The following is a 23,621-nucleotide window of genomic DNA, read 5'->3' as shown; positions in this document are numbered from 1 at the left end:
CCTGGAAGATCCGCGTGCCGCTCCCGGTAACCCGACTCGTCCGATCGAGTGAGTGTCGACTGAGTGTCGAGCGGGTGCTGTGCGGGGTCTGTGCCGACGTGTGCGCGGAGCGTGGCCGGAAGCGGTCTCGTTCTGTCGCTGATACCCTGGTAGCCCGTGGACCGGTGGGCAAGAAACCCCCGAACCGCAGCGACGGCGCCTCCGGAAATCTCCGGACCCCACGCCGGCACGCACCCCAGACCGCGACCACGGGAGCCCCCTCTTGGCCATGCCGCCCAAATCCTCGACGACCAAGCACATCTTCGTCACCGGGGGTGTCGCCTCCTCCCTCGGCAAGGGTCTGACCGCCTCCAGCCTGGGCGCGCTGCTCAAGGCGCGGGGTCTGCGGGTCACGATGCAGAAGCTCGACCCGTATCTGAATGTCGACCCGGGCACCATGAACCCGTTCCAGCACGGCGAGGTGTTCGTCACCAACGACGGCGCCGAGACAGACCTGGACATCGGTCACTACGAGCGCTTCCTCGACGTGGACCTGGACGGCTCGGCCAACGTCACCACCGGCCAGGTGTACTCGACGGTCATCGCCAAGGAGCGGCGCGGCGAGTACCTGGGCGACACGGTTCAGGTCATTCCGCACATCACCAACGAGATCAAGCACCGCATCCGCCGCATGGCCACCGACGACGTCGATGTCGTCATCACGGAGGTCGGCGGCACGGTCGGCGACATCGAGTCCCTGCCGTTCCTGGAGACGGTCCGCCAGGTCCGTCACGAGGTCGGCCGCGACAACGTGTTCGTCGTGCACATCTCGCTCCTCCCGTACATCGGCCCGTCCGGGGAGCTGAAGACGAAGCCGACGCAGCACTCGGTTGCGGCGCTGCGCAACATCGGTATTCAGCCGGATGCGATCGTGCTGCGCGCCGACCGCGATGTGCCGACCGCGATCAAGCGCAAGATCTCGCTGATGTGCGACGTCGACGAGGCGGCCGTGGTCGCGGCCATCGACGCCAAGTCGATCTACGACATCCCGAAGGTCCTGCACACCGAGGGCCTGGACGCGTACGTCGTGCGCAAGCTCGACCTGCCCTTCCGCGACGTGGACTGGACGACCTGGGACGACCTGCTCGACCGCGTCCACAACCCGCTCCACGAGATCAACCTGGCGCTCGTCGGCAAGTACATCGACCTGCCCGACGCCTACCTCTCGGTCACCGAGGCCCTGCGCGCGGGCGGCTTTGCCAACAAGGCCCGCGTGAAGATCAAGTGGGTCACCTCGGACGACTGCAAGACCCCGGCGGGCGCCGCGCAGCAGCTCGCCGACGTCGACGCGATCTGCATTCCCGGCGGCTTCGGCGACCGCGGTGTCTCCGGCAAGGTCGGCGCCATCCAGTACGCCCGCGAGAACAAGATCCCGCTGCTCGGCCTGTGTCTGGGCCTCCAGTGCATCGTGATCGAGGCCGCGCGCAACCTGGCCGACATCCAGGACGCCAACTCCACCGAGTTCGACTCCGCGACCGCCCACCCGGTCATCTCCACCATGGCCGAGCAGCTCGACATCGTGGCGGGCGAGGGCGACATGGGCGGCACGATGCGCCTGGGTATGTATCCGGCCAAGCTCGCCGAGGGCTCCATCGCGCGCGAGGTGTACGACGGCAAGGAGTACGTCGAGGAGCGCCACCGCCACCGCTACGAGGTGAACAACGCCTACCGCGCCGAGCTGGAGAAGAAGGCCGGTCTGCAGTTCTCCGGCACCTCCCCGGACGGCAAGCTCGTCGAGTACGTCGAGTACCCGCGTGACGTCCACCCCTACCTGGTCGCGACGCAGGCGCACCCCGAGCTGCGCTCCCGTCCGACCCGCCCGCACCCGCTCTTCGCCGGCCTGGTCAAGGCCGCCGTGGAGCGTAAGACGGGTAAGTAGCACAAGGGTTGTACGGTGGCCGGGGTGCGCGTCTTTCGAGGTGCGCGCCCCGGTTTCCGTTGCAGCCTCGCTGTGGCCGATTCCTTTCGGCCGTGACCGGTTTCCTTTTGAACGTGCGGGAAGGGCAGGCCATGACGATCAAGGACACCACCGAGGAGTGGGAGGTCCGGGCGACCGAGACCCCCTTCAAGGGCAACAAGACCTCGGTGCGCACCGACGACGTGGTCATGCCCGACGGATCGGTCGCCCGCCGCGACTACCAGGTCCACCCCGGCTCCGTGGCCGTCCTCGCCCTCGACGACGAGGACCGCGTGCTCGTCATCCGCCAGTACCGCCACCCCGTGCGCCACAAGCTCTGGGAGATCCCGGCGGGCCTGCTCGACATCCCGGGCGAGAACCCGCTGCACGCCGCCCAGCGCGAGCTGTACGAAGAGGCGCACGTCAAGGCCGAGGACTGGCGCGTGCTGACCGACGTCTTCACCACGCCCGGCGGCTGCGACGAGGCCGTCCGCATCTTCCTCGCCCGCAATATCTCCGAGGCCGAGGGCCAGCGCTTCGAGGTCGAGGACGAAGAGGCCGACATGGAGCTGGCCAGGGTCTCCGTCGACGAGCTCGTGCGCGGGGTGCTCGCCGGTGATCTGCACAACAACTGCCTGGTCGTCGGCGTCCTTTCGCTGGTGGCCGCGCGTCAAGGCGACGGCCTCGACGCGCTGCGCCCGGCGGAGGCGCCGTGGCCCGCGCGTCCCTTCGAGGTCTGATCCACCTCTGACGCCACCCCGACGCCATCAGTCCTACGATCGCCTGATCCGATCGGGGGACGTGTCCGCCGCGCTCCTCCCAGATCGTCGCAGAGCGTGAACTAGGCTCTGGAAACGCCCGAACCGGAGTCCCGGCGGGCCCCAGCGTGCAGTGGGACGGGAGTGTGGCCCGTGACGGATCAGGCGGTGGACATCGGCGGCACGAAAGTGTCGGCCAAGGGGCAGCGCCCGGCTGCCGGGTCCGCTCCCACGGAGGGTCAGTTCCTCGGCCGTACAAGAGAGTTGAAGGAACTCCGGGCCGACATCGCGCGCGCGGGCCTGGACACCCTCTCCGGTCGCAAGGCGCCACGCGCGCGCGTGCTGCTCATCGCGGGCAAGCCCGGCTCGGGCCGCACCGCGCTCGCCGAAGAGCTCGCGGCGCAGGTCGCCGAGAGTTACCCCGACGGGGTGCTGCGCGCCCGGCTCACCGAGCCCGACGGCACTCCGGTACCCACCGAACGCACCGCGCGGGAACTGCTCACCGCCCTGGACCGGCCCACGCCGCCCGGGGCCGCCGCCGACGACCTGAGCGAGGCGGTGCGCGAGGCCCTCGCCACCCGCCGCGCCCTGCTCCTGCTCGACGACGCGGCCGACGCCGAACAGGTCGACGCGCTACTGCCGGACACCCCGGAGTGCCTGGTCGTCGCCGTGTCCGGCGGGCCGCTGACCGGTATCGCGGACGTCCGCCCCTGCACCCTGGGCGGCCTCGACACCAAGTCCGCCCTGGAACTCCTCGACCGCTTCACCGGCTCGGTGCGCATCACCGTCGACCCGCTCGCCGCCGAGGGGCTGGTCGAACTGTGCGCGGGCCAGCCCGCCGCCCTGGTGCTCGCCGGCGGCTGGCTCGCGGCCCGCCCGCAGTCGGCCGTCGCCGACCTCGCCAAGCAGCTGCGCACCGACGGCGAGGAGGGCTCGCCGCTGGCCCGCGTCTTCCGGCTCACCTACGCCTCGCTGCCGGCCACCGCCGCGCGGATACTGCGACTGCTCTCCCTGGCGCCCGCGGGCCTCGTCGACCCGCACACCGCGTCCGCGCTCGCCGGCTGCTCGGTGGGCGCCGCCCGCGCCACCCTGGACGACTTCGCCGGGCTCGGGCTCGTGCGGCCCGTCGAGTCGCCGCTGCCGCAGTACGAGGTGCCCGGCTGTCTGCTGCCGCTGCTGCGCGCCCTCACCGACACCCACGACCGCCCGGCCGAGCTGCAGCTGGCCCGCGCCAGGATGCTGGAGCGGACCGTACGGCTGCTGGTGTCCTGCCGCGCGATCACCGAGACCGACAGCTCGCCCGCCCGCGAGAAGCTCGCAGGGATGCCCCGCGCCCTGCGCTTCCCGAACCCCCGGGCGGCCGCCGACTGGCTGCGTATCCGGCAGCCCGCGCTGCTCGCCTCGGCCCGGCTGGCGGTCGCCGACGGCGAGCTGGACACGCTGGCCCGCCGCCTCATGGCCGCGCTGGTGAGGGCGCTGGTCGCGCACGTCGGTACGCGGGTTGCGGCGCCCGAGCTCTATGGCATCCACCGGCTCGTCCTGGACGTCGCCGAGCGCCGGAACCTGCCCCGCGAGAAGGCCGCGGCCCTGCTGAACCTCGCCGACCTGGACGCGCAGACCGGCCGGACGACCGAGGCGCTCGCCCGCTACCGGGCCGCGCTGGACGCCGGACGCGAAGCAAATGACCCGTACGCGACCGGCCGCGCGATGGAATCCGTAGGCGGCGCCCATCAGGAGCTGGGGGACTACGACCGGGCCGCCGACTGGTACGGCAGGGCGCTCGCCGAGCGGCTGGCGCGCGACGAGCGCGTGGACGCGGCCCGGCTGTACGGCCGTATCGCCACCGCGCACACCTACGCGGGCCGCTACGGCGAGGCGTTGCGCAACTGGCGCGCCGCCGTCACCGGGCACCGCAGGAACGACGATGTGGCGGCCCAGGCGCGGGCGTTGAGCGAGCTGGCGCGCGTCCAGGAGTACGCCGGGCGCCCCGAGGAATCACTGCGCACCTGTCAGGAGGCGGTCGAGTGGGCGCGCAGGGCCGACGACGTCCGGCTGCAGGCCGCGCTGCAGCTCCGGCTGGCCGACACCCTGGACCGGCTCGGGGACCCCGCCGCCGCCCGGCTGCACCGCGGGGCGGCCGAGCGAATGCTCGGTGACGAGCTCCCGGAGGGCGTGATGGCCATGGAACAAGGCGCTAACGCCTACGAAATCCGTAGTGCATCCGCCGAAGATTGATGCATTGAAAGGCTAGACAGAGGGAATCCCTTCATTAAACTGGCTCCGCTGCGTTCTTTCGCGGTGTCTCCCGGTGCGCCCCCGTGCATCCGGGTATGACATGCATTGCCCCGGCTTGCATCGCCCCGGCCATGCATAGCCCCAGAACCCTCTGAGTCAAGGACCGTGATCGACGTGAAGGTCGGCATCCCCCGCGAGGTCAAGAACAACGAGTTCCGGGTGGCCATCACCCCCGCCGGCGTGCACGAGCTGGTGCGCCACGGCCACCAGGTCTTCATCGAGCAGAACGCCGGCGTCGGCTCCTCGATCACGGACGACGAGTACGTGTCCGCCGGTGCGCAGATCCTCGGCACCGCCGACGAGGTCTGGGCCACCGCCGACCTGCTGCTGAAGGTCAAGGAGCCGATCGCGGAGGAGTACCACCGCCTCCGCAAGGACCAGACGCTCTTCACCTACCTGCACCTGGCCGCCTCCAGGGAGTGCACGGACGCGCTCCTGGAGTCCGGCACCACGGCGATCGCGTACGAGACGGTCGAGCTGCCCAGCCGCGCGCTGCCGCTGCTCGCCCCGATGTCCGAGGTCGCGGGCCGCCTCGCCCCGCAGGTCGGCGCCTACCACCTGATGCGCGCGGCCGGCGGCCGTGGCGTCCTGCCGGGCGGTGTCCCGGGTGTGACCCCGGCGAAGGCCGTCGTCATCGGCGGTGGAGTCTCCGGCTGGAACGCCGCGCAGATCGCCATCGGTATGGGCTTCGACGTGACCCTTCTCGACCGCGACATCAACAAGCTGCGTGAGGCCGACAAGATCTTCGGCACCAAGATCAAGGCGGTCATGTCCAACTCCTTCGAGCTGGAGAAGGCCGTCCTCGACGCCGACCTCGTCATCGGCGCCGTCCTCATCCCGGGTGCCAAGGCTCCGAAGCTGGTCACCAACGAGCTTGTGTCCCGCATGAAGCCGGGAAGTGTCCTTGTCGACATCGCGATCGACCAGGGCGGCTGCTTCGAGGACTCGCGTCCCACCACGCACGCCGAGCCGACCTTCAAGGTGCACAACTCGGTCTTCTACTGCGTGGCCAACATGCCGGGCGCCGTGCCGAACACCTCCACCAACGCCCTCACCAACGCCACGCTGCCCTACATCGTGTCGCTGGCCAACAACGGCTGGGTCGAGGCGCTGCGCCGTGACGCCGCGCTCGCCAAGGGTCTCAACACCCATGACGGCAAGGTGGTTTACCGCGAGGTCGCCGAGGCGCTCGGCCTGGAGCACGTCGAGCTGGAGAGCCTGCTCGGTTAAGTCATCAACGGGTAAAAGGCGATACGTCAACATAGATCGTCAACACCGTGCACCCGGCCGGACCTTGCCCGACAAGGTCCGGCCGGATGTGTCTCGGGTCACTTTGCGACACTCGTTCAACTCGCCACGAAGGTAACTCTTTAACCGATTCGCACACCGGTGAAACCTGCTGTGCGACGGCCTTACGCCCTTGACAGAGGGGTGTTCGGTTGCCGACACATCGGGTCGGGTCCGGCGGATTGTGTTGCTGCGGACCGGTGACACGCCATAGAGTCGCCAACCGTCGGCATGGTGCCACGCTGACCTATCTAGAAGTTTCCTGGTCACCAAGGAGGTAAGACGACTTGTGAATGAGTCGACATTTACTCCCGGGGGTGGTCAACCAGGAATGCCGGCGCGGGGCCAGAGCCCCACGGGGCTCGAGGCTGTCGGCTCCGTCGCTGTCCGCACCTTCGCAGCCCAAAAGAGTCCCCGGATGACTCAGACAGCACACCAGAGCATGGATGGCCATCACGTGAACGCCATGGCCGGCAACGGAAGTGGCGAGAACCGCACCCACTTCGCCGACTACGACGACCTGCCCGAGGGGCACTTCTACGACCCCGACGCCGAGTACGAGCCCGATCCCGAGTACGCGGCCACGCTCGCGCCCGACGCTGCCCGTCAGCGCCGTGAGCGCGTCGGTCCGACCGGCCGCCCGCTGCCGTACTTCCCGATCCCGGGCCCGCTGACCGACCACGGCCCCGCGAAGATCATCGCGATGTGCAACCAGAAGGGCGGCGTCGGCAAGACGACGTCGACCATCAACCTGGGTGCCGCGCTCGCGGAGTACGGACGCCGGGTCCTGCTCGTCGACTTCGACCCGCAGGGCGCGCTCTCGGTCGGCCTCGGCGTCAACCCCATGGAGCTCGACCTCACCGTCTACAACCTGCTCATGGAGCGGGGCATGGCGGCCGACGAGGTGCTCCTGAAGACGGCGGTCCCGAACATGGACCTGCTGCCCAGCAACATCGACCTGTCCGCCGCCGAAGTGCAGTTGGTGAGCGAGGTCGCCCGTGAGTCCACGCTGCAGCGCGCCCTGAAGCCGCTGATGGCCGACTACGACTACATCGTGATCGACTGTCAGCCCTCGCTCGGCCTGCTCACCGTCAACGCCCTGACGGCGGCTCACAAGGTGATCGTGCCGCTCGAGTGCGAGTTCTTCGCGCTGCGCGGTGTCGCGCTGCTCACCGAGACCATCGAGAAGGTCCAGGAGCGGCTCAACCCGGAGCTGGAGCTCGACGGCATCCTCGCCACGATGTACGACTCCCGCACGGTGCACAGCCGTGAGGTGCTCGCGCGCGTGGTGGAGGCCTTCGACGATCACGTCTACCACACGGTGATCGGCCGGACCGTCCGGTTCCCGGAGACCACCGTCGCCGGTGAGCCGATCACCACGTACGCCTCCAACTCCGTCGGTGCCGCCGCCTATCGCCAGCTCGCCAGGGAGGTGCTCGCCCGGTGTCACGCCGAGTGAGTCTGCCGGGGGCCGACGAACTGTTCCGTACCACCGGGGGAATGGCGCTCCAGGCGTCCACACCCTCACGCCGGACCAACGGCGAGGCCCGGGTGCCGGCTCCGGCCGGTGAGAGCGACGCGGCCGCCGCAGGGGAGGACGCGCCGCATTCGGTGCCCGTCCAGGGCGGTGACGGCGAGGGTGACGAACACGTCGCCGCCGACTCCGAGTCCGACGCGGGAGAGTCCCGCAGCCGGGGCGCGGCTCCAGAGCGCTCCGGGCGACGTCAGACGGCGCAGGAAGGTTCTGCCCCCGGGCAGTCGTCCTCGTCCCGCGGCAAGCGCTCTCGTGCCGCCAACCGCCGGCCCAGCGGGCGGGAGCGGCACGACGAGAAGATCACGGTGTATGTGTCGGCCGAGGAGCTCATGGACCTCGAGCACGCCCGCCTGGTGCTCCGCGGGGAGCACGGGCTCGCGGTCGACCGTGGGCGGATCGTCCGCGAGGCGGTCGCCGTGGTGCTCGCCGATCTGGAATCCCGCGGGGACGCGAGCATCCTCGTACGACGGCTTCGCGGGCGGTAGCGGTAGCCTGCGACGGCTATGACCTCGAACGACGTGCCTGTCCCCGCCGGTGGCTCCGCCGGTCGTCGGCGTGCGCTGGGGCGGGGGCCTGGGGCTGCGCCCCCCGCTGAGGCTCCTGCCGAGGTTCTGCCGCCTTCGGCGGAGCCTGAGCCGCCTGCGGCGGAGGGCGAGGCTCTGGTCGAGGACGGCTCTTCGTCTGCGGACCGTGAGGCGTTGCGCCCACCCGTCCCGCCCAGCGGGACGACTGCCCACAACGCCGACGGAGCTGCCGAGGAACCGCCCGCCGCGGCCCGGACCGAAGCTCCTGCCGAGACCGGCGCTCCTGCCCGGACCGAAGCTCCTGCTGAGACCGGCGCTCCTGCCGAGCCAGAAGCTCCTGCCGAGCCAGACGCTTCCGCCGGATCCGAAGCTTTTGTGGAACCCGAAGCTCCCGCCGGATCCGAAGCTTCTGTGGAACCCGAAGCTCCCGCCGATGCCGGTGACGGTGTCTTCAAGGTGCGGCTGTCGAACTTCGAGGGGCCCTTCGACCTGCTGCTTCAGCTGATCTCGAAGCACAAGCTGGATGTCACCGAAGTGGCGCTGTCCAAGGTCACCGACGAGTTCATGGCGCACATCAGGGCGATGGGACCGGACTGGGACCTCGACCAGACGACTGAGTTCCTGGTCGTCGCGGCCACGCTGCTCGACCTCAAGGCCGCCCGGCTGCTGCCCTCCGCCGAGGTGGAGGACGAAGGTGACCTGGCCCTCCTCGAAGCGCGGGACCTGCTCTTCGCGCGGCTGCTCCAGTACCGCGCGTACAAGCAGATCGCGGACATCTTCAATGCGCGGCTGGAAGAAGAGGCCCGCCGCTACCCCCGTACCGTCGGGCTCGAAGCGCATCACGCCGAGCTGCTGCCCGAAGTGGTCATCAGCATCGGGGCGGAAGGATTCGCCAAGCTCGCCGTGAAGGCGATGCAGCCCAAGCCCAAGCCGCAGGTGTACGTCGATCACATCCACGCGCCGCTGGTCAGCGTGCAGGAGCAGGCCGGGATCGTGGTGGCGCGGCTGCGGGAGCTCGGGGAGGCCAGCTTCCGCGCGCTCGTCGAGGACACCGACGACACCCTCACCGTCGTGGCCCGGTTCCTGGCCCTTCTGGAGCTCTACCGGGAGAAGGCCGTCGCGCTCGACCAGGAAGAGGCGCTGGGGGACCTGATGGTGCGCTGGACGGGCGGGGACGGGGACGAGCAGCCGACGGTGACGGACGAGTTCGACCGGCCGCCCGAGGAAGCCAAGGACGAGGCCAAGAAAGACGCCAAGAAGGAGAAGGCGTGAGCGAGGACACCAGCGAGATCCCGGCAGGGCTGCGCACCGTCGCCGACCTCGATCTCAAGCCCGCCCTGGAGGCCGTCCTCATGGTCGTGGACGAGCCCGCGACCGAGGATCACCTCGCGAAGATCCTGGAGCGGCCCAAGAGGCAGGTCGCGGACGCGCTGCGTGAGCTGGCCGACGAGTACACGGTCCAGGGCCGTGGCTTCGAGCTGCGGCTCATCGCGGGCGGGTGGCGCTTCTACAGCCGGCCCGAGTACGCGGCGGCCGTCGAACGCTTCGTCCTGGACGGGCAGCAGGCCCGCCTCACCCAGGCGGCCCTGGAGACGCTGGCGGTCGTCGCGTACCGCCAGCCGGTCAGCCGATCCAGGGTCTCGGCGGTCCGCGGAGTGAACTGTGACGGTGTGATGCGCACCCTGTTGCAGCGGGGTCTGGTCGAGGAGGCGGGCACGGAACCCGAAACAGGTGCGATCCTGTACACGACGACGAACTACTTCCTGGAGCGGATGGGCCTGCGCGGCCTGGACGAGCTCCCGGAGCTCGCGCCCTTCCTTCCGGAGGCGGACGCGATCGAGGCAGAGACGCTGGAAGGGGTCCCGTCGTTCGATCCGGATGCACCGGATGCAGATGCAGACGACACGACGACGACGGAACTTTGATGCGAAGCAGTGGCAGTGGCAGGAACAGCGGGCGCGGCAACCCCCGGGGGACCGGCGGGGGCGGCGGCGCCCGAGGGACTGGTGGGGGCGGCGGCGCCCGAGGGAGCGGTGGGCGCGGCTCCCAGCCGAGGAGCGCGGCAGGGCGCGACGACAAGCCGAAGCGCGAGAGCAAGCCCCGCCCCGAGGAGCGCCGCTACGACGTGGGCCCCGGCGCCTCCAAGGACGGCCCGAAGTCCGGGCGCGGCGCGTCCGCGCGCGGCGGCGCGAAGGGCGGCCCCAAGCAGGGCCAGCAGCGCGGCGGCCGTACGGAGCCCTCGCGCTCCCGCGAGTACGAGACGCGGACCGAGGAGCGCAACCGGGACCGGTACGCGGGCAAGCCGGACATCAAGACGCCCAAGACCTTCCCGGGCGCCGAGCAGGAGGGCGAGCGGCTGCAGAAGGTGCTCGCGCGTGCGGGCTACGGTTCGCGGCGTGCCTGCGAGGAGCTGGTCGAGCAGGCCCGGGTCGAGGTCAACGGCGAGATCGTCCTGGAGCAGGGTCTGCGCGTCGACCCGGAGAACGACGAGATCAAGGTCGACGGGCTGACGGTCGCGACGCAGTCGTACCAGTTCTTCTCGCTGAACAAGCCCGCCGGTGTGGTCTCCACCATGGAGGACAACGAGGGCCGTCAGTGCCTCGGCGACTACGTGACGAACCGCGAGACGCGGCTCTTCCACGTCGGGCGGCTCGACACCGAGACCGAGGGCGTCATCCTGCTCACCAACCACGGCGAGCTGGCGCACCGGCTGACCCACCCCAAGTACGGCGTGAAGAAGGTCTACCTCGCGCACATCGTGGGCCCGATCCCGCGCGACCTGGGCAAGCGGCTCAAGGACGGCATCCAGCTGGAGGACGGGTACGCGAAGGCGGACCACTTCCGGGTCGTCGAGCAGACCGGCAAGAACTACCTGGTCGAGGTGACCCTCCACGAGGGCCGCAAGCACATCGTGCGCCGCATGCTCGCCGAGGCCGGCTTCCCGGTCGACAAGCTCGTGCGCGTCTCCTTCGGGCCGATCACCCTGGGCGACCAGAAGTCGGGCTGGCTGCGCCGCCTGTCGAACACCGAGGTCGGCATGCTCATGGCCGAGGTCGGTCTCTAGGCCCCACGGTTTCGTACGTACGACGGCCGGTCCTGGAACTTCTCCGGGGCCGGCCGATTCGTTTTCGCCGCTCCGCCGGTCTGTACCGGTGAACGATCCGCCGGTCTGTGCCGGCGAACGAAGGGAGCGGGGATGGCTGCGACGACGGACCGCGACGAATTCGTACGGCTCACCGATCCGTACCGGCGGGAGCTGCTCGCCCACTGCTACCGCATGCTCGGGTCGGTCGACGACGCCGAGGACCTCGTCCAGGAGACGTATCTGCGGGCCTGGCGGTCGTACGACGGCTACGAGGGCCGGGCGTCGTTGCGGACCTGGCTGCACCGGATCGCCACGAATACGTGTCTGACGGCTCTGGAGGGCCGGGTGCGGCGTCCGCTGCCCTCGGGGCTCGGGGAGCCCTCAGACGCGCCTGAGGAGCCTCTGAGGGCCCGTGCGGCGGACGTCCCGTGGCTGCAGCCGCTGCCCGACGCGCTCGTCGACCCGGCGACCGTCGTGGCGGCGCGGGGCAGCCTGCGGCTCGCGCTCGTCGCCGCGCTGCAGAATCTGCCGGCCCGGCAGCGGGCCGTGCTCATCCTGCGCGACGTGCTGGCCTGGCGGGCGCCCGAGGTCGCCGCCCTGCTCGGCACCTCCACGGCGGCCGTCAAAAGCACCCTCCAGCGCGCGCGTGCCCGGCTCGACGAGGTGGCGCCCGACGAGGACCTGGTGACCGAGCCGGACGGCCCCGAGGACCGCGAGCTGCTCGACCGCTACATGGCGGCCTTCGAACACGCCGACATGGACGCGCTGCTGGGGCTCCTCCAGGACGGTGTCGAGCTGGAGATGCCTCCCTACTTGGAGTGGTTCAGCGGCACGAAGGACGTGCTGCGCTTCCTGGGGGCGCGCGTCGGCGAACCAGGGCGCGTGCGGATGGTGCCCACGCGGGCCAACGGGCAGCGCGCGGTGGGGGCGTACGAGCGGGGCGCGGACGGCGTGCACCGGGCGCACTCGCTTCAGGTGCTCCATGTGCGCCTCTTGCACGCTCCACGCGCGCTCGACGTGCACGCCCCGCGCGCGCACCTTGTGCACGCCCCTAGCGCGCTCGGCGTACGCGGCGTGCACTCCTCGCACGCGCCCGGCGTGTACGAGGTGCGCATCGCGCGGATCACCGCCTTCCTCGATCCGGAGCTGTTCGGACGCTTCGGTCTGCCCCAGGTGCTCTCGTGAACTCCGGTGAGCTGCTGGAACGCTCGCTCGCGTACACCCTGGGACGCGTCACGGGCGTGCGGCCGGGGAGCCTGGAGCGGGCCACACCGTGTGCCCAGTGGGACCTGGGGGCGCTGCTCGACCACCTCAACGACTCGCTCGATGCGCTGTACGAGGGGCTGACAGGAGGGCGGATCGGTCTCTTTCCTACGGGGGATCCCGATCCCGCCTGCGATTTCCGCGGGCGGGCGTGTGCGGTGCTCGGAGCCTGGGCCGCGGGTCCCGTGGACTCCGTCGTGATCGGCGACAGGCCGCTGGACGTCAGGGTGATGACCGCCGTGGGGGCCGTGGAGATCGCCGTGCACGGGTGGGACGTGGCACAGGCCTGCGGGAGGCCGGGGCCGATCCCGGCCGCGCTCGCCGCCGAGCTGCTTCCCGTGGCGCGCTGTGTCGTCGCGGACGCCGACCGGGGCGTGCGCTTCGCGGCGCCCTTCGACGTGCCCGCGTGCGCGCGGCCCGGCGACCGGCTCCTCGCCTTCCTGGGGCGTCGCGATTCCTTTTCGGACCCGGCCCGGTCTGCCTTCCGTGAGTGATCCCTTGACCTCACGAAAGGAACCGTCATGGCTGACACCCTGCGTGCCCCGGGCCGTGAACCAGTCGCCGGTGCCGCGCCGCCACGCCGCGCGTGGACCGTCGTACTGGCCGGACTCGGGGCGCTGCTCTGCTCCCTCGACGTCGTCGTCGTCTCCACCGCGCTGCCCGCCCTGCGGGCCGACTTCGGGGCGAGCCTGTCCGACCTGGAGTGGACGATCAACGCGTACAACCTGGTCTTCGCCTGCCTCACCCTGACCGGCGCCGCGCTCGGCGACCGATTCGGGCGGCGGCGCATGTACATCGTCGGGCTCGCCGTCTTCACGCTGGCGTCGGCGCTGGCGGCGCTCGCGGGCGGTCCGGGGCAGCTCATCGCCGCGCGGGTGGTCCAGGGCGCCGGCGCGGCCGTCCTGCTGCCGCTCACACTGACCCTGATCAGCGAGGCGTTCCCGGCCGAGAAGCGGGGCGTCGCGATCGGCGTGTGGGGCGGGGTGACCGGGCTCGGCGTGGCCGCCGGGCCGGTGCTCGGCGGCGCCGTCACCGAGGGCCTGTCCTGGCAGTGGATCTTCTGGCTGAACGTGCCGACGGGGCTCGCGATGCTGCCGCTGGCGGCCCTCAAGCTCCGGGAGAGCCACGGTCCCCGTCCCCAGCTCGACGTCGTGGGACTTGTCCTCGCGGCCGTGGGGCTGACCGGTCTCGCCTGGGCGCCGGTGCGGGCGCCGGAGGCGGGCTGGGGGAGCGCCGAAGTGCTGGGCGCGCTGACTGTCGGCATCGTCTTCGTGGCGGCCTTCGTCGGCTGGGAGCGGTCGCGGGCGCGCTACCCGATGCTGCCGCTCGCGTACTTCAAGAGGCGCGGTTTCTCCACCGCCAACGGTGCGGTCTTCCTGATGTTCATGTCGCTGCTCGGCTCCCTGTTCATGATCTCGCAGCTCTTCCAACTCGGCCTGGGCAACTCACCGTTGGAGGCGGGCGTCCGGATCCTCGTGTGGACCGGCATGCCGCTGGCCGTCGCGCCGGTCGCGGGTGCGCTCGCCGACCGGTTCGGGAACCGGCCCTTCATGCTGGGCGGCCTGGTCCTCCAGGCGGTCGGACTCGGGCTGCTGGCCCGGCAGATCGAGCCGGGTGTCAGCTACGGGAGCCTGGTCCTGCCGCTGATCGTCGCGGGCATCGGCATCTCCATGGTCTTCCCCACGGTCGCGAACGCGGTGACCTCGTCGGTGCCGCCGGGCGACGCGGGAGTCGCGGCCGGCGTCAACAACGCGCTGCGCGAGCTGGGCGGGGTCTTCGGAGTCGCGGTCGCCGCGGCCGTGTTCACGCGGTACGGGGGCTACGGCTCGGCCGCGAGCTTCGTCGACGGCTGCGGGCCCGCGCTGTGGGTCTCGGCGGGGGCGGCGGCAGTGGGCGCACTGGTGGCGGCGTTCGCGCCGTCGCGCGCTCAGGCCCAGAAGCTGGACGCGTCGCACGCCCCGGCTGAGCAGCGGGAGGTTTCCCGCGTCCGGGCCTAGGCGCTGTCGGCCTGGAAGCTGACACCTTCCGTCGCCCCGGCCTCAGAGGCCGACAATTCTCGCTCCGCGGGGCTCGAAGACCGTCAAATACCCGCTCACAGGGGCTTGTAGACGCCCGCTCACCTCTTTATAGTCGTGATGACTATTAGTCGATCTGACTATTAATAGGGGGTGGGTGGGCGTGCTCGCACGGGAAGGCCGCGCGCCCGGGGGCAAGGCACCCGAGGGCTACGACAAATACGCGTTCGAGCCCTTCGCCGTCACCGTCGACCTGGCCGTCCTCACGGTCCGGGCGGGCGCACTCCAGGTGCTGCTCGTCGAGCGCGGACAGGAGCCGTACGTGGGCCGCTGGGCACTGCCCGGCGGCTTCGTGCTGCCGGACGAGTCCGCGGAGACCGCGGCCCGGCGTGAACTCGCCGAGGAGACGGGCCTGTCGGACGTCTCCGGACTCCACCTGGAACAGCTGCGGACGTATACGGAACCCGAGCGCGACCCCAGGATGCGGGTCGTCTCCGTCGCGTACGCCGCGCTGCTCCCGGACCCTCCCGAGCCGCGCGGCGGCGGTGACGCGGCGCAGGCCCAGTGGCTGCGGTACAACGCGCTCGGTCCGCTCGCCTTCGACCACGACCGGATCCTCGCCGACGCCCACGAACGTGTCGGCGCCAAGCTCGAGTACACCTGTCTCGCCACGTCCTTCTGTCCGCCCGAGTTCACCCTCGGAGAGCTGCAGCAGGTCTACGAGACGGTGTGGGGCACCGCCCTCGACCGGCCCAACTTCCGGCGCAAGGTCCTCGCCACGCCGGGCTTCGTCGAACAGGTCCCCGGTGCCGCGCGCCTCACCGGCGGCCGCGGCAAACCCGCCGCGCTCTACCGGGCGGGCGGCGCCAAGGCACTGCACCCACCCCTGCTGCGTCCCACCTCGGAAGGACGGCCCTCATGACCACCACGACGCTCGCCAAGCGCGCCGCCACCGGCTCTCTGCTCGGACTCGCGCTGGGCGACGCGCTCGGGTTCCCCACCGAGTTCAACTCCGTGCCGGCGATCCTCGCCAAGTGCGGGCCCTGGCGGCAGATGCGGCTGCCCAAGCCCGCCACGGTCACCGACGACACCCAGATGACGCTGGCGCTGGCGCGGGGGCTGCGCACGGCCATGGACCGCGGCCTGCTCGGCCCGCTGCGGATGGAGCGGCCGGTGCGCGAGGAGTTCGTGAACTGGTACCAGTCGCCCGACAACAACCGGGCGCCCGGCCGCACCTGCCTCGTCGCCTGCAACCTCCTCAAGAACGAGCAGCGCCGCTGGCAGGAGGCCAGCCAGATCGGCTCCAAGGGCTGCGGCGCCAACATGCGTGTGGCACCCGTCGGGCTCGTACGGGGGCTGAGCGACGAACAGCGGGCGGGCGCCGCGCAGTTCCAGGCCGCGCTCACCCATGGACACCCCACGGCGCTCGCCGCCTCCGACCTCACCGCGCACGCGATCTGGCTCCTCAGCCAGGGCGCCGAGCCGATGGGACTCGTCGGGATGCTGCGCTCGTACGCGTACGAGAACCGCCACCGGTACCACGCGCGCTGGCTCGGCGACCTGTGGACCTTCAGCGAACACCCCACGGCGGAGAGCTATATCGCGCACGGCTGGGACGAGTGCCTGACCGCGCTGGACGACCTCCGGCACGCCGTGCGCACCGTCTCGCCCGAGACCGACCCCTGCCTCGCCACCGGCGGGGGCTGGATAGCGGAGGAGGCGCTCGCCACCGGCCTCCTCTGCTTCCTGCTCTTCGTCGACGAACCCCTCACCGCGCTGCGCCGGGCCGCCTGCACCTCCGGCGACTCCGACTCGATCGCCTGCCTGACCGGCGCCTTCGCGGGCGCCCACCACGGCTCGGACGCCTGGCCGACGGAGTGGGCCGACCGCATCGAGTACCAGGGCGATCTCATGTCGCTGGGGGCGCTCTGGGACGCTTGAGGGATGACTGACGACGTCCTGGACATCGACCTCGCGGCCGTGGTGGCCGAACAGCCCGACCCGGTGCTGTTCGCCACCGTCTCCGGGGCGCACCTCTACGGCTTCCCCTCGCGTGACTCCGACGTCGACCTGCGGGGCGTCCACCTGTTGCCGACGGCCGAACTGGTCGGGCTGCGCGAGCCCGAGGAGACCCGGTCGCGGATGTGGGACCGGGACGGCGTCGAGATGGACCTCGTCACCCACGACCTGCGCAAGTTCGTACGGCTGATGCTGCGGCGCAACGGCTATGTGCTGGAGCAGCTGCTGTCGCCGCTCGTCGTGCACACCACCGACGCGCACCGCGAGCTGGCCGGCCTCGCCCCCGGCGTCCTCACCAGCCATCACGCCCACCACTACCGGGGGTTCGCGACGACGCAGTGGCGGCTCTTCGAGAAGACCGGCGAACTCAAGCCGCTGCTCTACACGTTCCGTGTGCTGCTCACCGGCATTCACCTGATGCGCAGCGGCGAGGTGCAGGCCGATCTGCCCACGCTGCTCGGGCAGATCGACGCTCCCGCGTATCTGCCGGACCTGATCGCCGCGAAGGCCGAGCAGGAGCACGGGGCCGCGGACGTCGCCCACGCGCGCGTGCGGGACGACGTGGAGCGGCTGCACGCCCTGCTGGACGAGGCGCAGGACGCGTCAGCGCTGCCGGACGCCCCCTCCGTGTACGACGCTCTGGACGCGTTCGTCATCAGGGTCCGTCTGGAGGGCTTCGGGGGCGGCCTGGAGGGCTGAGGCCCGGCGCACGCGGATCAGGAAGTCCTCGACGCGGGCCTGGTCGGGCACGGGCGGAAGGGGGCTCTTCGAAGCCGCCTCGTCCGCCTCCGCTGCCAGGCGGGACATCCAGGTCTCGAACTCCGGCCAGGGGACCTCGCCCCGCTTCACCGCGAGCAGCGGCTCGCGCTGGTCGCCGACGTCGATCGTCAGGGCGCCGGTGCGCAGCAGGTCGCGGGAGCTCAGCAGGAGGCGCAGGAGGTGCATGGCGTGCTTCCAGCGGGGCGCGCCGTGCCGGCGTACGTCCGCTTCCAGCTTCTTGTGCTGGCCCAGCGCATAGCGGGCGAACGTGTCGTGCGCCTGGCGGGAGAGGAACGCCTCGCGGAGGGCGAGGAGTTCGCGGCCCGTGTCGTCGACGTATTCGACGAGGGGGGAGTGCAGGCACTCCAGGATGTTCGGGTTGGCGCGCAGCGCGAGGGCGCAGAAGCGCTCCAGCTCCCAGCTGAACTGCTCCTCCGCCGGACCCTCGACATGCGTCGGCGGCTTTTCGAAGCGCCAGAAGAGCGGCGTCGGGGCGAGGAACACGCCCCGACGGTCCGTGTCGCTGTCATCCGTGGCCAGCCCGAAGGCGCGCGACCCCATCACACAGGAGTAGATCGTGTGGTCGCGCACCAGGGACACCATGGGCGTCGGGGACACCGGCGACACCGGGGACTCGGAATGCATGTCCCGGAGCGTACGTGCCGCCTCACGCCAGGCGGATCGAATTTCCCTCCACCGTGATCTTCGCCGCGGGCAGCGGACGCGGCGCCGGACCGGCCTCCACCGCCGCGTTCTCGATGCTGTACTTGCTGCCGTGGCAGGGGCAGTTGATGGTGCCGCCCGAGACGGAGGCCACCGTGCAGCCCCGGTGCGTGCAGATCGCCGAGAAGGCCTTGAACTCGCCCTTCTTCGGCTGGGTGACCACGACCTTCTGTTCCTTGAAGATCTTGCCCCCGCCGACCGGGATGTCGCTCGTCGCGGCCAGCTCCTGACCGCTGGGGGCGGCCGCCACGGACGGCGACGATGTCGACGAGTCGTTGCTGTCGCCGTAGTTGCTGCACCCCGCGAGCAGCGCGGACGTCCCTGTCGCGAGAAGAACCGTGCGCCGCGTCGAACGGTTGGTCATGTCGTCACTCCGAACGTACGGAAGAACCAGAGGGCGGACGTCAGCCAGATGGCCGTCAGGACGGCGAAGACGAGGCCGCCGAGGATCGGCAGCAGCCAGCCGGGAAGTCGCTCCGAGCGGAGCAGCAGCATCTTGGCACTGAAAGCACCGAAGAAGAAGCAACCTAGGGCGGAGTGCCACAAAACGCGCGGCTCGTACGTCTGATAGCCCAACGCGTACAGACAGTGCACCGCGACCGGTACCGCCACCAGGAACGCGATCCGCCCCGACCAGCGGTGCAGCACCGGCGCCCAGCCGGGCCCCGGCAGCTTCCCGTACACCATGAACGCCGAGACGAGCTGAACGAGCGCGAAGAAGAACGCCGTCGTCGCCAGCCATGACTTCACGGCGCCCGTACTGCTGAAGCCGGCGAGGTTGAAGGCGGTTCCCGTCGGGTCGTGCACCTTGCCGTACGCGCCGAGCCCGACCGCGACCGCCGCGGCGACCAGAGCCGGGACGAGATAACGGGCCGCGCCGGGGCGGCGGTGGGCGGGCTGGGGCGACGGGAAGCCCTGGGTGGCGGCGTTCGGGTCCACGGTCATGATCGGCTCCCTGCGGAGGAGGGGGTCGGACGAGGAGGCCGGGTCGGGGTGCGGGCCCGGCGGTGAGGCATACGGCGTCAGGGGGTGACGGGGCGTGCGGTCAGGGTCTGGCCGTCGATCGTCACGGCACCGGTCTCCGGGTCGATCTCGGGTGCCGCCGAGGGCTTGCCGTCGCGGTCGAGGATGCCGACCTGCTTGCCGCCGGGCAGCACGATCCAGCCGCCGTCGATCTTCGCGCCCCGCACGGTGGCCGTCGCCCGGTACAGCCCGGACGGCCTGACCGCCTTGTCGGCGGTGAAGGCATAGCGCTGCCCGCCCAGGTCGACGGTGCCGCGGATGCTCTTGCCGTCCTTGAGCGTGCCGTTCAGCTCGGCGCCGTTCTTGCCGGTGAGCTTCATGGTGCCGTCGTCCTTGACGTCGCCCTTCAGCCACGACTCCTTGTCCCGCCCGTCACAGAAGTACGCGATCGCCTTGCCGTCGCGCAGGGAGACCGCGACCGCCGAGGAGTCGTCGTCGGTACGGCCCGCGTAGTCGGCGTTGGGAAACGCGCTCTTCGAAGGGCTGGGGGACGGGGTGGCCGTCGTGGGCGACGAACTGGGCGCCGGGCTCGCCGACGCCTTGGGGCTGGGCGACTCCTCCCGGTACGACGACGCGCTCTTCGTCCCCGTCGTCGCGTTGAGCGACAACATGAACACGCCGAGCAGCAGCCCCGCGAGAAGGGTGAGAAGGGGTCCTGGACGCTTCATGCGGGCCTCCCCCGAGGCGAGTCTCCTGCCATGAGAGCGGACCCGCGCCCCCGCGTCCAGAGGCGTACGGGTGTGTTCTCACTACAAGTGGCGGGATAGGGCGATTCAAGTGACATTGGCAGGGTCTGAGGCCGGGCGGTCACCTCCCCCCGGCCGCACCCTCGAAAGGCGTGACCATGGCGGGTAACGATCTCGGCAGCTTGCTGGGCGGTCTCCTCGGCGGGGGCGGCCAGGGCAGTACCTCGGGAGGTGCCGGCGCGGGCAACATCCTGGGCGCGCTGCTCGGCGCCCTCGGCGGTGCCGGTGGCCAGAGCAACGGCGGCAATCCGCTGGGCGGGCTGATGGAGATGCTCACCAAGTCCGGCCTGGTCGACCAGGCGCAGTCATGGGTCGGCACCGGCGAGAACAAGCCCGTGAGCGGCGAACAGATCACCCAGGCACTGCCCGGCGAGACGCTCCAGAAGGTCGCCGACCAGACCGGCGTCAGCCCCCGGGAGGCCGCGGACCAGATCGCGCAGAGCCTGCCCCAGGCGGTCGACAAGCTGACCCCGACCGGCCGGCTCCCGCAGGCCGGCACCTCGCTGGAGGACCTCATCAAGCAGCAGTCGCTCTGAGCCGTGCCCGGTGCGCGGCGGCCGTCTCGTCAGGCGGGCGCCGCGCACCCACGCGTTGTGGGCTGACTACGCTGGTGTGACAAGACGAGTACGTAGATCAGCGAGGAGTATCACCGTGGCGGTACGAGCGGTCCGGGGCGCCGTCCAACTGGAGCGGGACGAGGCCGGGCACATGGACGAGCAGGTCAGCGAGCTGCTCACCGCCATCCTGGAGCGGAACGCGCTCACCACGGACGACCTGATCAGCATCTGGTTCACGGCAACGCCCGATCTGCACAGCGATTTCCCGGCGGCCGCGGCCCGCAAGCTCGGCATCGTCGACGTACCGCTGATCTGCGCGCAGGAGCTGGACATCGAGGGTGCGATGCCCCGTGTCGTACGGGTCCTCGCGCACATCGAGTCGGACAAGCCGCGCGCCGACATCGTGCACGTCTACCTGGGTGCCGCGGGCGCACTCCGCAAGGACATCGCCCAGTGAGGACCGCACTCGTCATCGGAACCGGCCTGATCGGTACGTCGGCGGCCCTCGCGCTGGCCGCGCGCGGTGTCGTCGTCCACCTCGCCGACCACGACCCGGAGCAGGCCCGTACGGCCGCCGCGCTCGGCGCCGGCACGGACGAGGCGCCCGAGGGGCCCGTCGACCTCGCGATCGTGGCGGCGCCGCCCGCGCACGTGGCCGCGACGCTCGCCGACGCCATGCGGCGCGGGGTCGCCCGCGGCTACCTCGACGTCGCCAGCGTCAAGGGCGGTCCGCGCCGCGAGCTGGAGGCGCTCGGCCTCGACCTCTCCTCGTACATCGGCTCGCACCCCATGTCGGGCCGCGAGAAGTCCGGCCCGCTGGCCGCGACCGGCGACCTCTTCGAGGGCCGTCCCTGGGTGCTCACCCCCACCCGTGACACGGACACCGAGGTCCTGAACCTCGCCCTGGAACTGGTGTCGCACTGCCGTGCCGTTCCCGTCGTCATGGACGCGGACGCCCATGACCGGGCCGTCGCGCTCGTCTCGCACATGCCGCACCTGGTGTCCAGCATGGTCGCCGCGCGCCTGGAGCACGCGGAGGAGGCGGCGGTACGACTCTGTGGCCAGGGCATCCGTGACGTGACCCGCATCGCGGCCTCCGACCCCCGGATGTGGATCGACATCCTCTCCGCGAACCCGGGGCCGGTCGCCGACCTCCTCGCGGACGTCTCCGCCGACCTCGACGAGACCGTGCAGGCCCTGCGCGCCCTCCAGTCCTCCGACGAGGCCAAGCGCCGCGTGGGCGCCACCGGCATCGAGGACGTCCTGCGCCGCGGCAACGCCGGCCAGGTCCGCGTCCCCGGCAAGCACGGTTCCGCTCCGCGTGCGTACGAGGTCGTGGCCGTCCTCATCGACGACCAGCCGGGCCAGCTGGCCCGCATCTTCGCCGACGCGGGGATGGCCGGGGTCAACATCGAGGACGTACGCATCGAGCACGCGACCGGCCAGCAGGCCGGCCTGGTCCAGCTGATGGTCGAACCGAAGACGGTGCCGGTGCTGAGCGCGGCGCTGCGGGAGCGGGGCTGGGCGCTGCGGCAGTAGACCACTGGCCGGCTGCGGCAGAGGGCCGCTCGCCGGCTGCGGCAGCGGGTCCTTGCCGTGGGGCCCGGGAAGGGCCAGTAATACGGGGTCCGGGGAGCCAGTAACCTTGTGCGGGGCGCGATCGTGTCCCGTACAGACCTCCACCCCGCACCAGGAAGGTGTTCCCACCGTGGAAAACGGCGCCGCCCGGACCGCCCCGGCTGTGATTGTCGCCATCGACGGCCCCTCCGGCACGGGCAAGTCGAGCACCTCGAAGGCCGTCGCCGCGCAGCTCGGGCTGAGCTACCTGGACACGGGGGCCCAGTACCGGGCGATCACGTGGTGGATGGTCAGCAACGGCATCGACATCACGGACCCGTCAGCGATCGCCGCCGTGGCCGGGAAGCCGGAGATCATCTCCGGGACCGACCCGGCCGAGCCGACCATCACGGTCGACGGGACCGACGTCGCGGGCCCGATCCGCACGCAGGAGGTCACCTCCAAGGTGAGCGCGGTCAGCGCGGTGCCCGAGGTGCGCGCCCGGATCACGGAGCTGCAGCGCTCGCTCGCCGCGTCCGCGGAGAACGGGATCGTCGTCGAGGGCCGCGACATCGGCACCACCGTGCTGCCGGACGCCGACCTGAAGGTCTTCCTCACCGCCTCCCCGGAGGCCCGCGCCGCCCGCCGCAGCGGTGAGCTGAAGGGCGCGGACATACACACCACCCGCGAGGCCCTGCTCAAGCGCGACGCGGCCGACTCCAGCCGCAAGACCTCCCCGCTCGCCAAGGCGGACGACGCGGTCGAGGTGGACACCTCCGGCCTCACGCTCCAGCAGGTCATAGAGTGCGTCGTCACCCTCGTCGAGGAGAAGCGGGCCGCCAAGTGACCGCACCCTCGGAGCGGGGCGCCGAGGTCGGGCGCCGTATCGGCGTCGGCCTGATGTACGGGCTGTGGAAGCCGCGCGTGCTCGGCGCCTGGAAGGTCCCCGCGACCGGCCCGGCGATCCTGGCCGTGAACCACTCGCACGCCATCGACGGTCCGATGGTCATGGGCGTGGCGCCCCGGCCCACGCACTTCCTGATCAAGAAGGAAGCGTTCATCGGCCCGCTCGACCCCTTCCTGCTCGGCATCGGCCAGGTGAAGGTGGACCGCGAGACCACCGACCGTACGGCGATCACCCAGGCGCTCGGTGTCCTGTCGGGCGGCGGCGTCCTCGGGATCTTCCCGGAGGGCACCCGGGGCGAGGGAGACTTCGCCTCACTGCGCGCCGGGCTCGCCTACTTCGCCGTACGCAGCGGGGCCCCGATCGTCCCGGTGGCGGTCATGGGAAGTTCCGAGAAGAGCAGCCGGTTGATAAAGGGGCTGCCCCCGCTGCGCAGCCGGGTCGACGTCGTCTTCGGCGACCCCTTCGAGGCGGGCGACGGCAGCGGACGGCGTACGCGCAAGGCGCTGGACGAGGCGACCGTCCGCATCCAGAAGCAGCTCAGCGCCCACCTGGACCACGCCAGGCGTCTGACCGGACGCCCGGAAAACGCCGGGCGCCCCGCCGGGCACTAGGCGACACTTGAGTAGTGGATCA

At 71.0% G+C, this 23,621-nt stretch carries 24 protein-coding genes; 20 read left to right on the top strand and 4 right to left on the bottom strand.

What is annotated here, in order from left to right; all coding sequences use genetic code 11:
* Positions 1-268: 268 nt before the first annotated feature.
* The 15 genes from AB5J50_RS11720 to AB5J50_RS11650 all read left to right on the top strand — a co-directional run bounded on the left by AB5J50_RS11720 (position 269) and on the right by AB5J50_RS11650 (position 17,415).
* Complete coding sequence (locus AB5J50_RS11720; RefSeq protein WP_369257316.1) at positions 269-1,918, top strand: CTP synthase; 1,650 nt, start codon at positions 269-271, stop codon at positions 1,916-1,918.
* A gap of 131 nt (positions 1,919-2,049) precedes the next feature.
* Positions 2,050-2,676, top strand: coding sequence for an NUDIX domain-containing protein (locus AB5J50_RS11715; RefSeq protein WP_369257314.1), 627 nt, complete (start codon positions 2,050-2,052; stop codon positions 2,674-2,676).
* A 171-nt stretch (positions 2,677-2,847) separates the two neighbouring features.
* Entirely contained in the window at positions 2,848-4,929 is a 2,082-nt protein-coding gene (locus AB5J50_RS11710; RefSeq protein ID WP_369257312.1) for a tetratricopeptide repeat protein, read from the top strand.
* A 174-nt stretch (positions 4,930-5,103) separates the two neighbouring features.
* Entirely contained in the window at positions 5,104-6,219 is a 1,116-nt protein-coding gene (gene ald / locus AB5J50_RS11705) for an alanine dehydrogenase (RefSeq protein WP_327434949.1), read from the top strand.
* A 388-nt stretch (positions 6,220-6,607) separates the two neighbouring features.
* Positions 6,608-7,735 (top strand): ParA family protein, encoded by a 1,128-nt coding sequence (locus AB5J50_RS11700; RefSeq protein WP_327427651.1) that lies wholly within the window; start codon positions 6,608-6,610, stop codon positions 7,733-7,735.
* Positions 7,720-8,295 carry a hypothetical protein gene (locus tag AB5J50_RS11695; RefSeq protein ID WP_327427650.1) on the top strand — a complete coding sequence of 192 codons (576 nt, stop codon included), beginning with the start codon at positions 7,720-7,722 and terminating at the stop codon, positions 8,293-8,295. The genes AB5J50_RS11700 and AB5J50_RS11695 overlap by 16 nt, the downstream gene beginning before the upstream one ends.
* An 18-nt stretch (positions 8,296-8,313) precedes the next feature.
* Positions 8,314-9,606, top strand: coding sequence for a ScpA family protein (locus AB5J50_RS11690; RefSeq protein ID WP_369257310.1), 1,293 nt, complete (start codon positions 8,314-8,316; stop codon positions 9,604-9,606).
* Positions 9,603-10,259 carry an SMC-Scp complex subunit ScpB gene (gene scpB, locus AB5J50_RS11685; RefSeq protein WP_369257308.1) on the top strand — a complete coding sequence of 219 codons (657 nt, stop codon included), beginning with the start codon at positions 9,603-9,605 and terminating at the stop codon, positions 10,257-10,259. Before AB5J50_RS11690 ends, scpB begins: the two co-directional genes overlap by 4 nt.
* On the top strand, positions 10,259-11,398 hold the full coding sequence (locus tag AB5J50_RS11680; RefSeq protein WP_369257306.1) for a pseudouridine synthase: 1,140 nt from the start codon (positions 10,259-10,261) through the stop codon (positions 11,396-11,398). Before scpB ends, AB5J50_RS11680 begins: the two co-directional genes overlap by 1 nt.
* A gap of 132 nt (positions 11,399-11,530) precedes the next feature.
* Positions 11,531-12,604, top strand: coding sequence for a sigma-70 family RNA polymerase sigma factor (locus AB5J50_RS11675; protein WP_369257304.1), 1,074 nt, complete (start codon positions 11,531-11,533; stop codon positions 12,602-12,604).
* Complete coding sequence (locus tag AB5J50_RS11670; RefSeq protein ID WP_369257302.1) at positions 12,601-13,176, top strand: TIGR03086 family metal-binding protein; 576 nt, start codon at positions 12,601-12,603, stop codon at positions 13,174-13,176. Before AB5J50_RS11675 ends, AB5J50_RS11670 begins: the two co-directional genes overlap by 4 nt.
* Before the next feature lie 27 nt (positions 13,177-13,203).
* Positions 13,204-14,679 (top strand): DHA2 family efflux MFS transporter permease subunit, encoded by a 1,476-nt coding sequence (locus AB5J50_RS11665; RefSeq protein WP_369257300.1) that lies wholly within the window; start codon positions 13,204-13,206, stop codon positions 14,677-14,679.
* Between the two features lie 181 nt (positions 14,680-14,860).
* Positions 14,861-15,619: an NUDIX domain-containing protein gene (locus tag AB5J50_RS11660; protein WP_369257298.1), complete on the top strand. Its 759-nt coding sequence runs from the start codon at positions 14,861-14,863 to the stop codon at positions 15,617-15,619.
* Positions 15,616-16,638: an ADP-ribosylglycohydrolase family protein gene (locus tag AB5J50_RS11655; RefSeq protein ID WP_327427642.1), complete on the top strand. Its 1,023-nt coding sequence runs from the start codon at positions 15,616-15,618 to the stop codon at positions 16,636-16,638. The genes AB5J50_RS11660 and AB5J50_RS11655 overlap by 4 nt, the downstream gene beginning before the upstream one ends.
* A 3-nt stretch (positions 16,639-16,641) precedes the next feature.
* Positions 16,642-17,415, top strand: a complete 774-nt coding sequence (locus AB5J50_RS11650; RefSeq protein ID WP_369257296.1) for a nucleotidyltransferase domain-containing protein — start codon at positions 16,642-16,644, stop codon at positions 17,413-17,415.
* On the opposite strand, the gene AB5J50_RS11645 is transcribed toward AB5J50_RS11650, so the two are convergent.
* The 4 genes from AB5J50_RS11645 to AB5J50_RS11630 all read right to left on the bottom strand — a co-directional run bounded on the left by AB5J50_RS11645 (position 17,320) and on the right by AB5J50_RS11630 (position 19,889).
* A complete protein-coding gene (locus tag AB5J50_RS11645; RefSeq protein ID WP_369257294.1) occupies positions 17,320-18,120 on the bottom strand; it encodes a nucleotidyltransferase domain-containing protein in 801 nt (266 codons plus the stop codon). The two genes, AB5J50_RS11650 and AB5J50_RS11645, sit on opposite strands and share 96 nt — an antisense overlap.
* A gap of 22 nt (positions 18,121-18,142) precedes the next feature.
* Positions 18,143-18,562 carry a Rieske (2Fe-2S) protein gene (locus AB5J50_RS11640; RefSeq protein ID WP_369257292.1) on the bottom strand — a complete coding sequence of 140 codons (420 nt, stop codon included), beginning with the start codon at positions 18,560-18,562 and terminating at the stop codon, positions 18,143-18,145.
* Positions 18,559-19,143, bottom strand: coding sequence for a DUF6529 family protein (locus tag AB5J50_RS11635; protein ID WP_369257290.1), 585 nt, complete (start codon positions 19,141-19,143; stop codon positions 18,559-18,561). Before AB5J50_RS11635 ends, AB5J50_RS11640 begins: the two co-directional genes overlap by 4 nt.
* A gap of 77 nt (positions 19,144-19,220) precedes the next feature.
* On the bottom strand, positions 19,221-19,889 hold the full coding sequence (locus tag AB5J50_RS11630) for a hypothetical protein (protein WP_369257288.1): 669 nt from the start codon (positions 19,887-19,889) through the stop codon (positions 19,221-19,223).
* 176 nt (positions 19,890-20,065) lie between these two features.
* On the opposite strand from AB5J50_RS11630, the gene AB5J50_RS11625 reads away from it, so the two are divergent.
* From AB5J50_RS11625 to AB5J50_RS11605, 5 genes are all read left to right on the top strand, one after another.
* A complete protein-coding gene (locus tag AB5J50_RS11625; RefSeq protein WP_369257286.1) occupies positions 20,066-20,503 on the top strand; it encodes a YidB family protein in 438 nt (145 codons plus the stop codon).
* Between the two features lie 115 nt (positions 20,504-20,618).
* Complete coding sequence (aroH, locus tag AB5J50_RS11620) at positions 20,619-20,981, top strand: chorismate mutase (RefSeq protein ID WP_327427636.1); 363 nt, start codon at positions 20,619-20,621, stop codon at positions 20,979-20,981.
* Positions 20,978-22,063: a prephenate dehydrogenase gene (locus AB5J50_RS11615; protein WP_327427635.1), complete on the top strand. Its 1,086-nt coding sequence runs from the start codon at positions 20,978-20,980 to the stop codon at positions 22,061-22,063. The genes aroH and AB5J50_RS11615 overlap by 4 nt, the downstream gene beginning before the upstream one ends.
* Positions 22,064-22,232: 169 nt before the next feature.
* Positions 22,233-22,928 (top strand): (d)CMP kinase, encoded by a 696-nt coding sequence (gene cmk / locus AB5J50_RS11610; RefSeq protein ID WP_369257283.1) that lies wholly within the window; start codon positions 22,233-22,235, stop codon positions 22,926-22,928.
* A complete protein-coding gene (locus tag AB5J50_RS11605; protein ID WP_369257281.1) occupies positions 22,886-23,599 on the top strand; it encodes a lysophospholipid acyltransferase family protein in 714 nt (237 codons plus the stop codon). The genes cmk and AB5J50_RS11605 overlap by 43 nt, the downstream gene beginning before the upstream one ends.
* Positions 23,600-23,621 lie beyond the last annotated feature (22 nt).

Source organism: Streptomyces sp. R35, from assembly GCF_041053035.1.
Taxonomy (GTDB): Bacteria; Actinomycetota; Actinomycetes; order Streptomycetales; family Streptomycetaceae; genus Streptomyces; species Streptomyces lutosisoli.
This window is presented reverse-complemented; position numbering and strand designations above follow the sequence as displayed.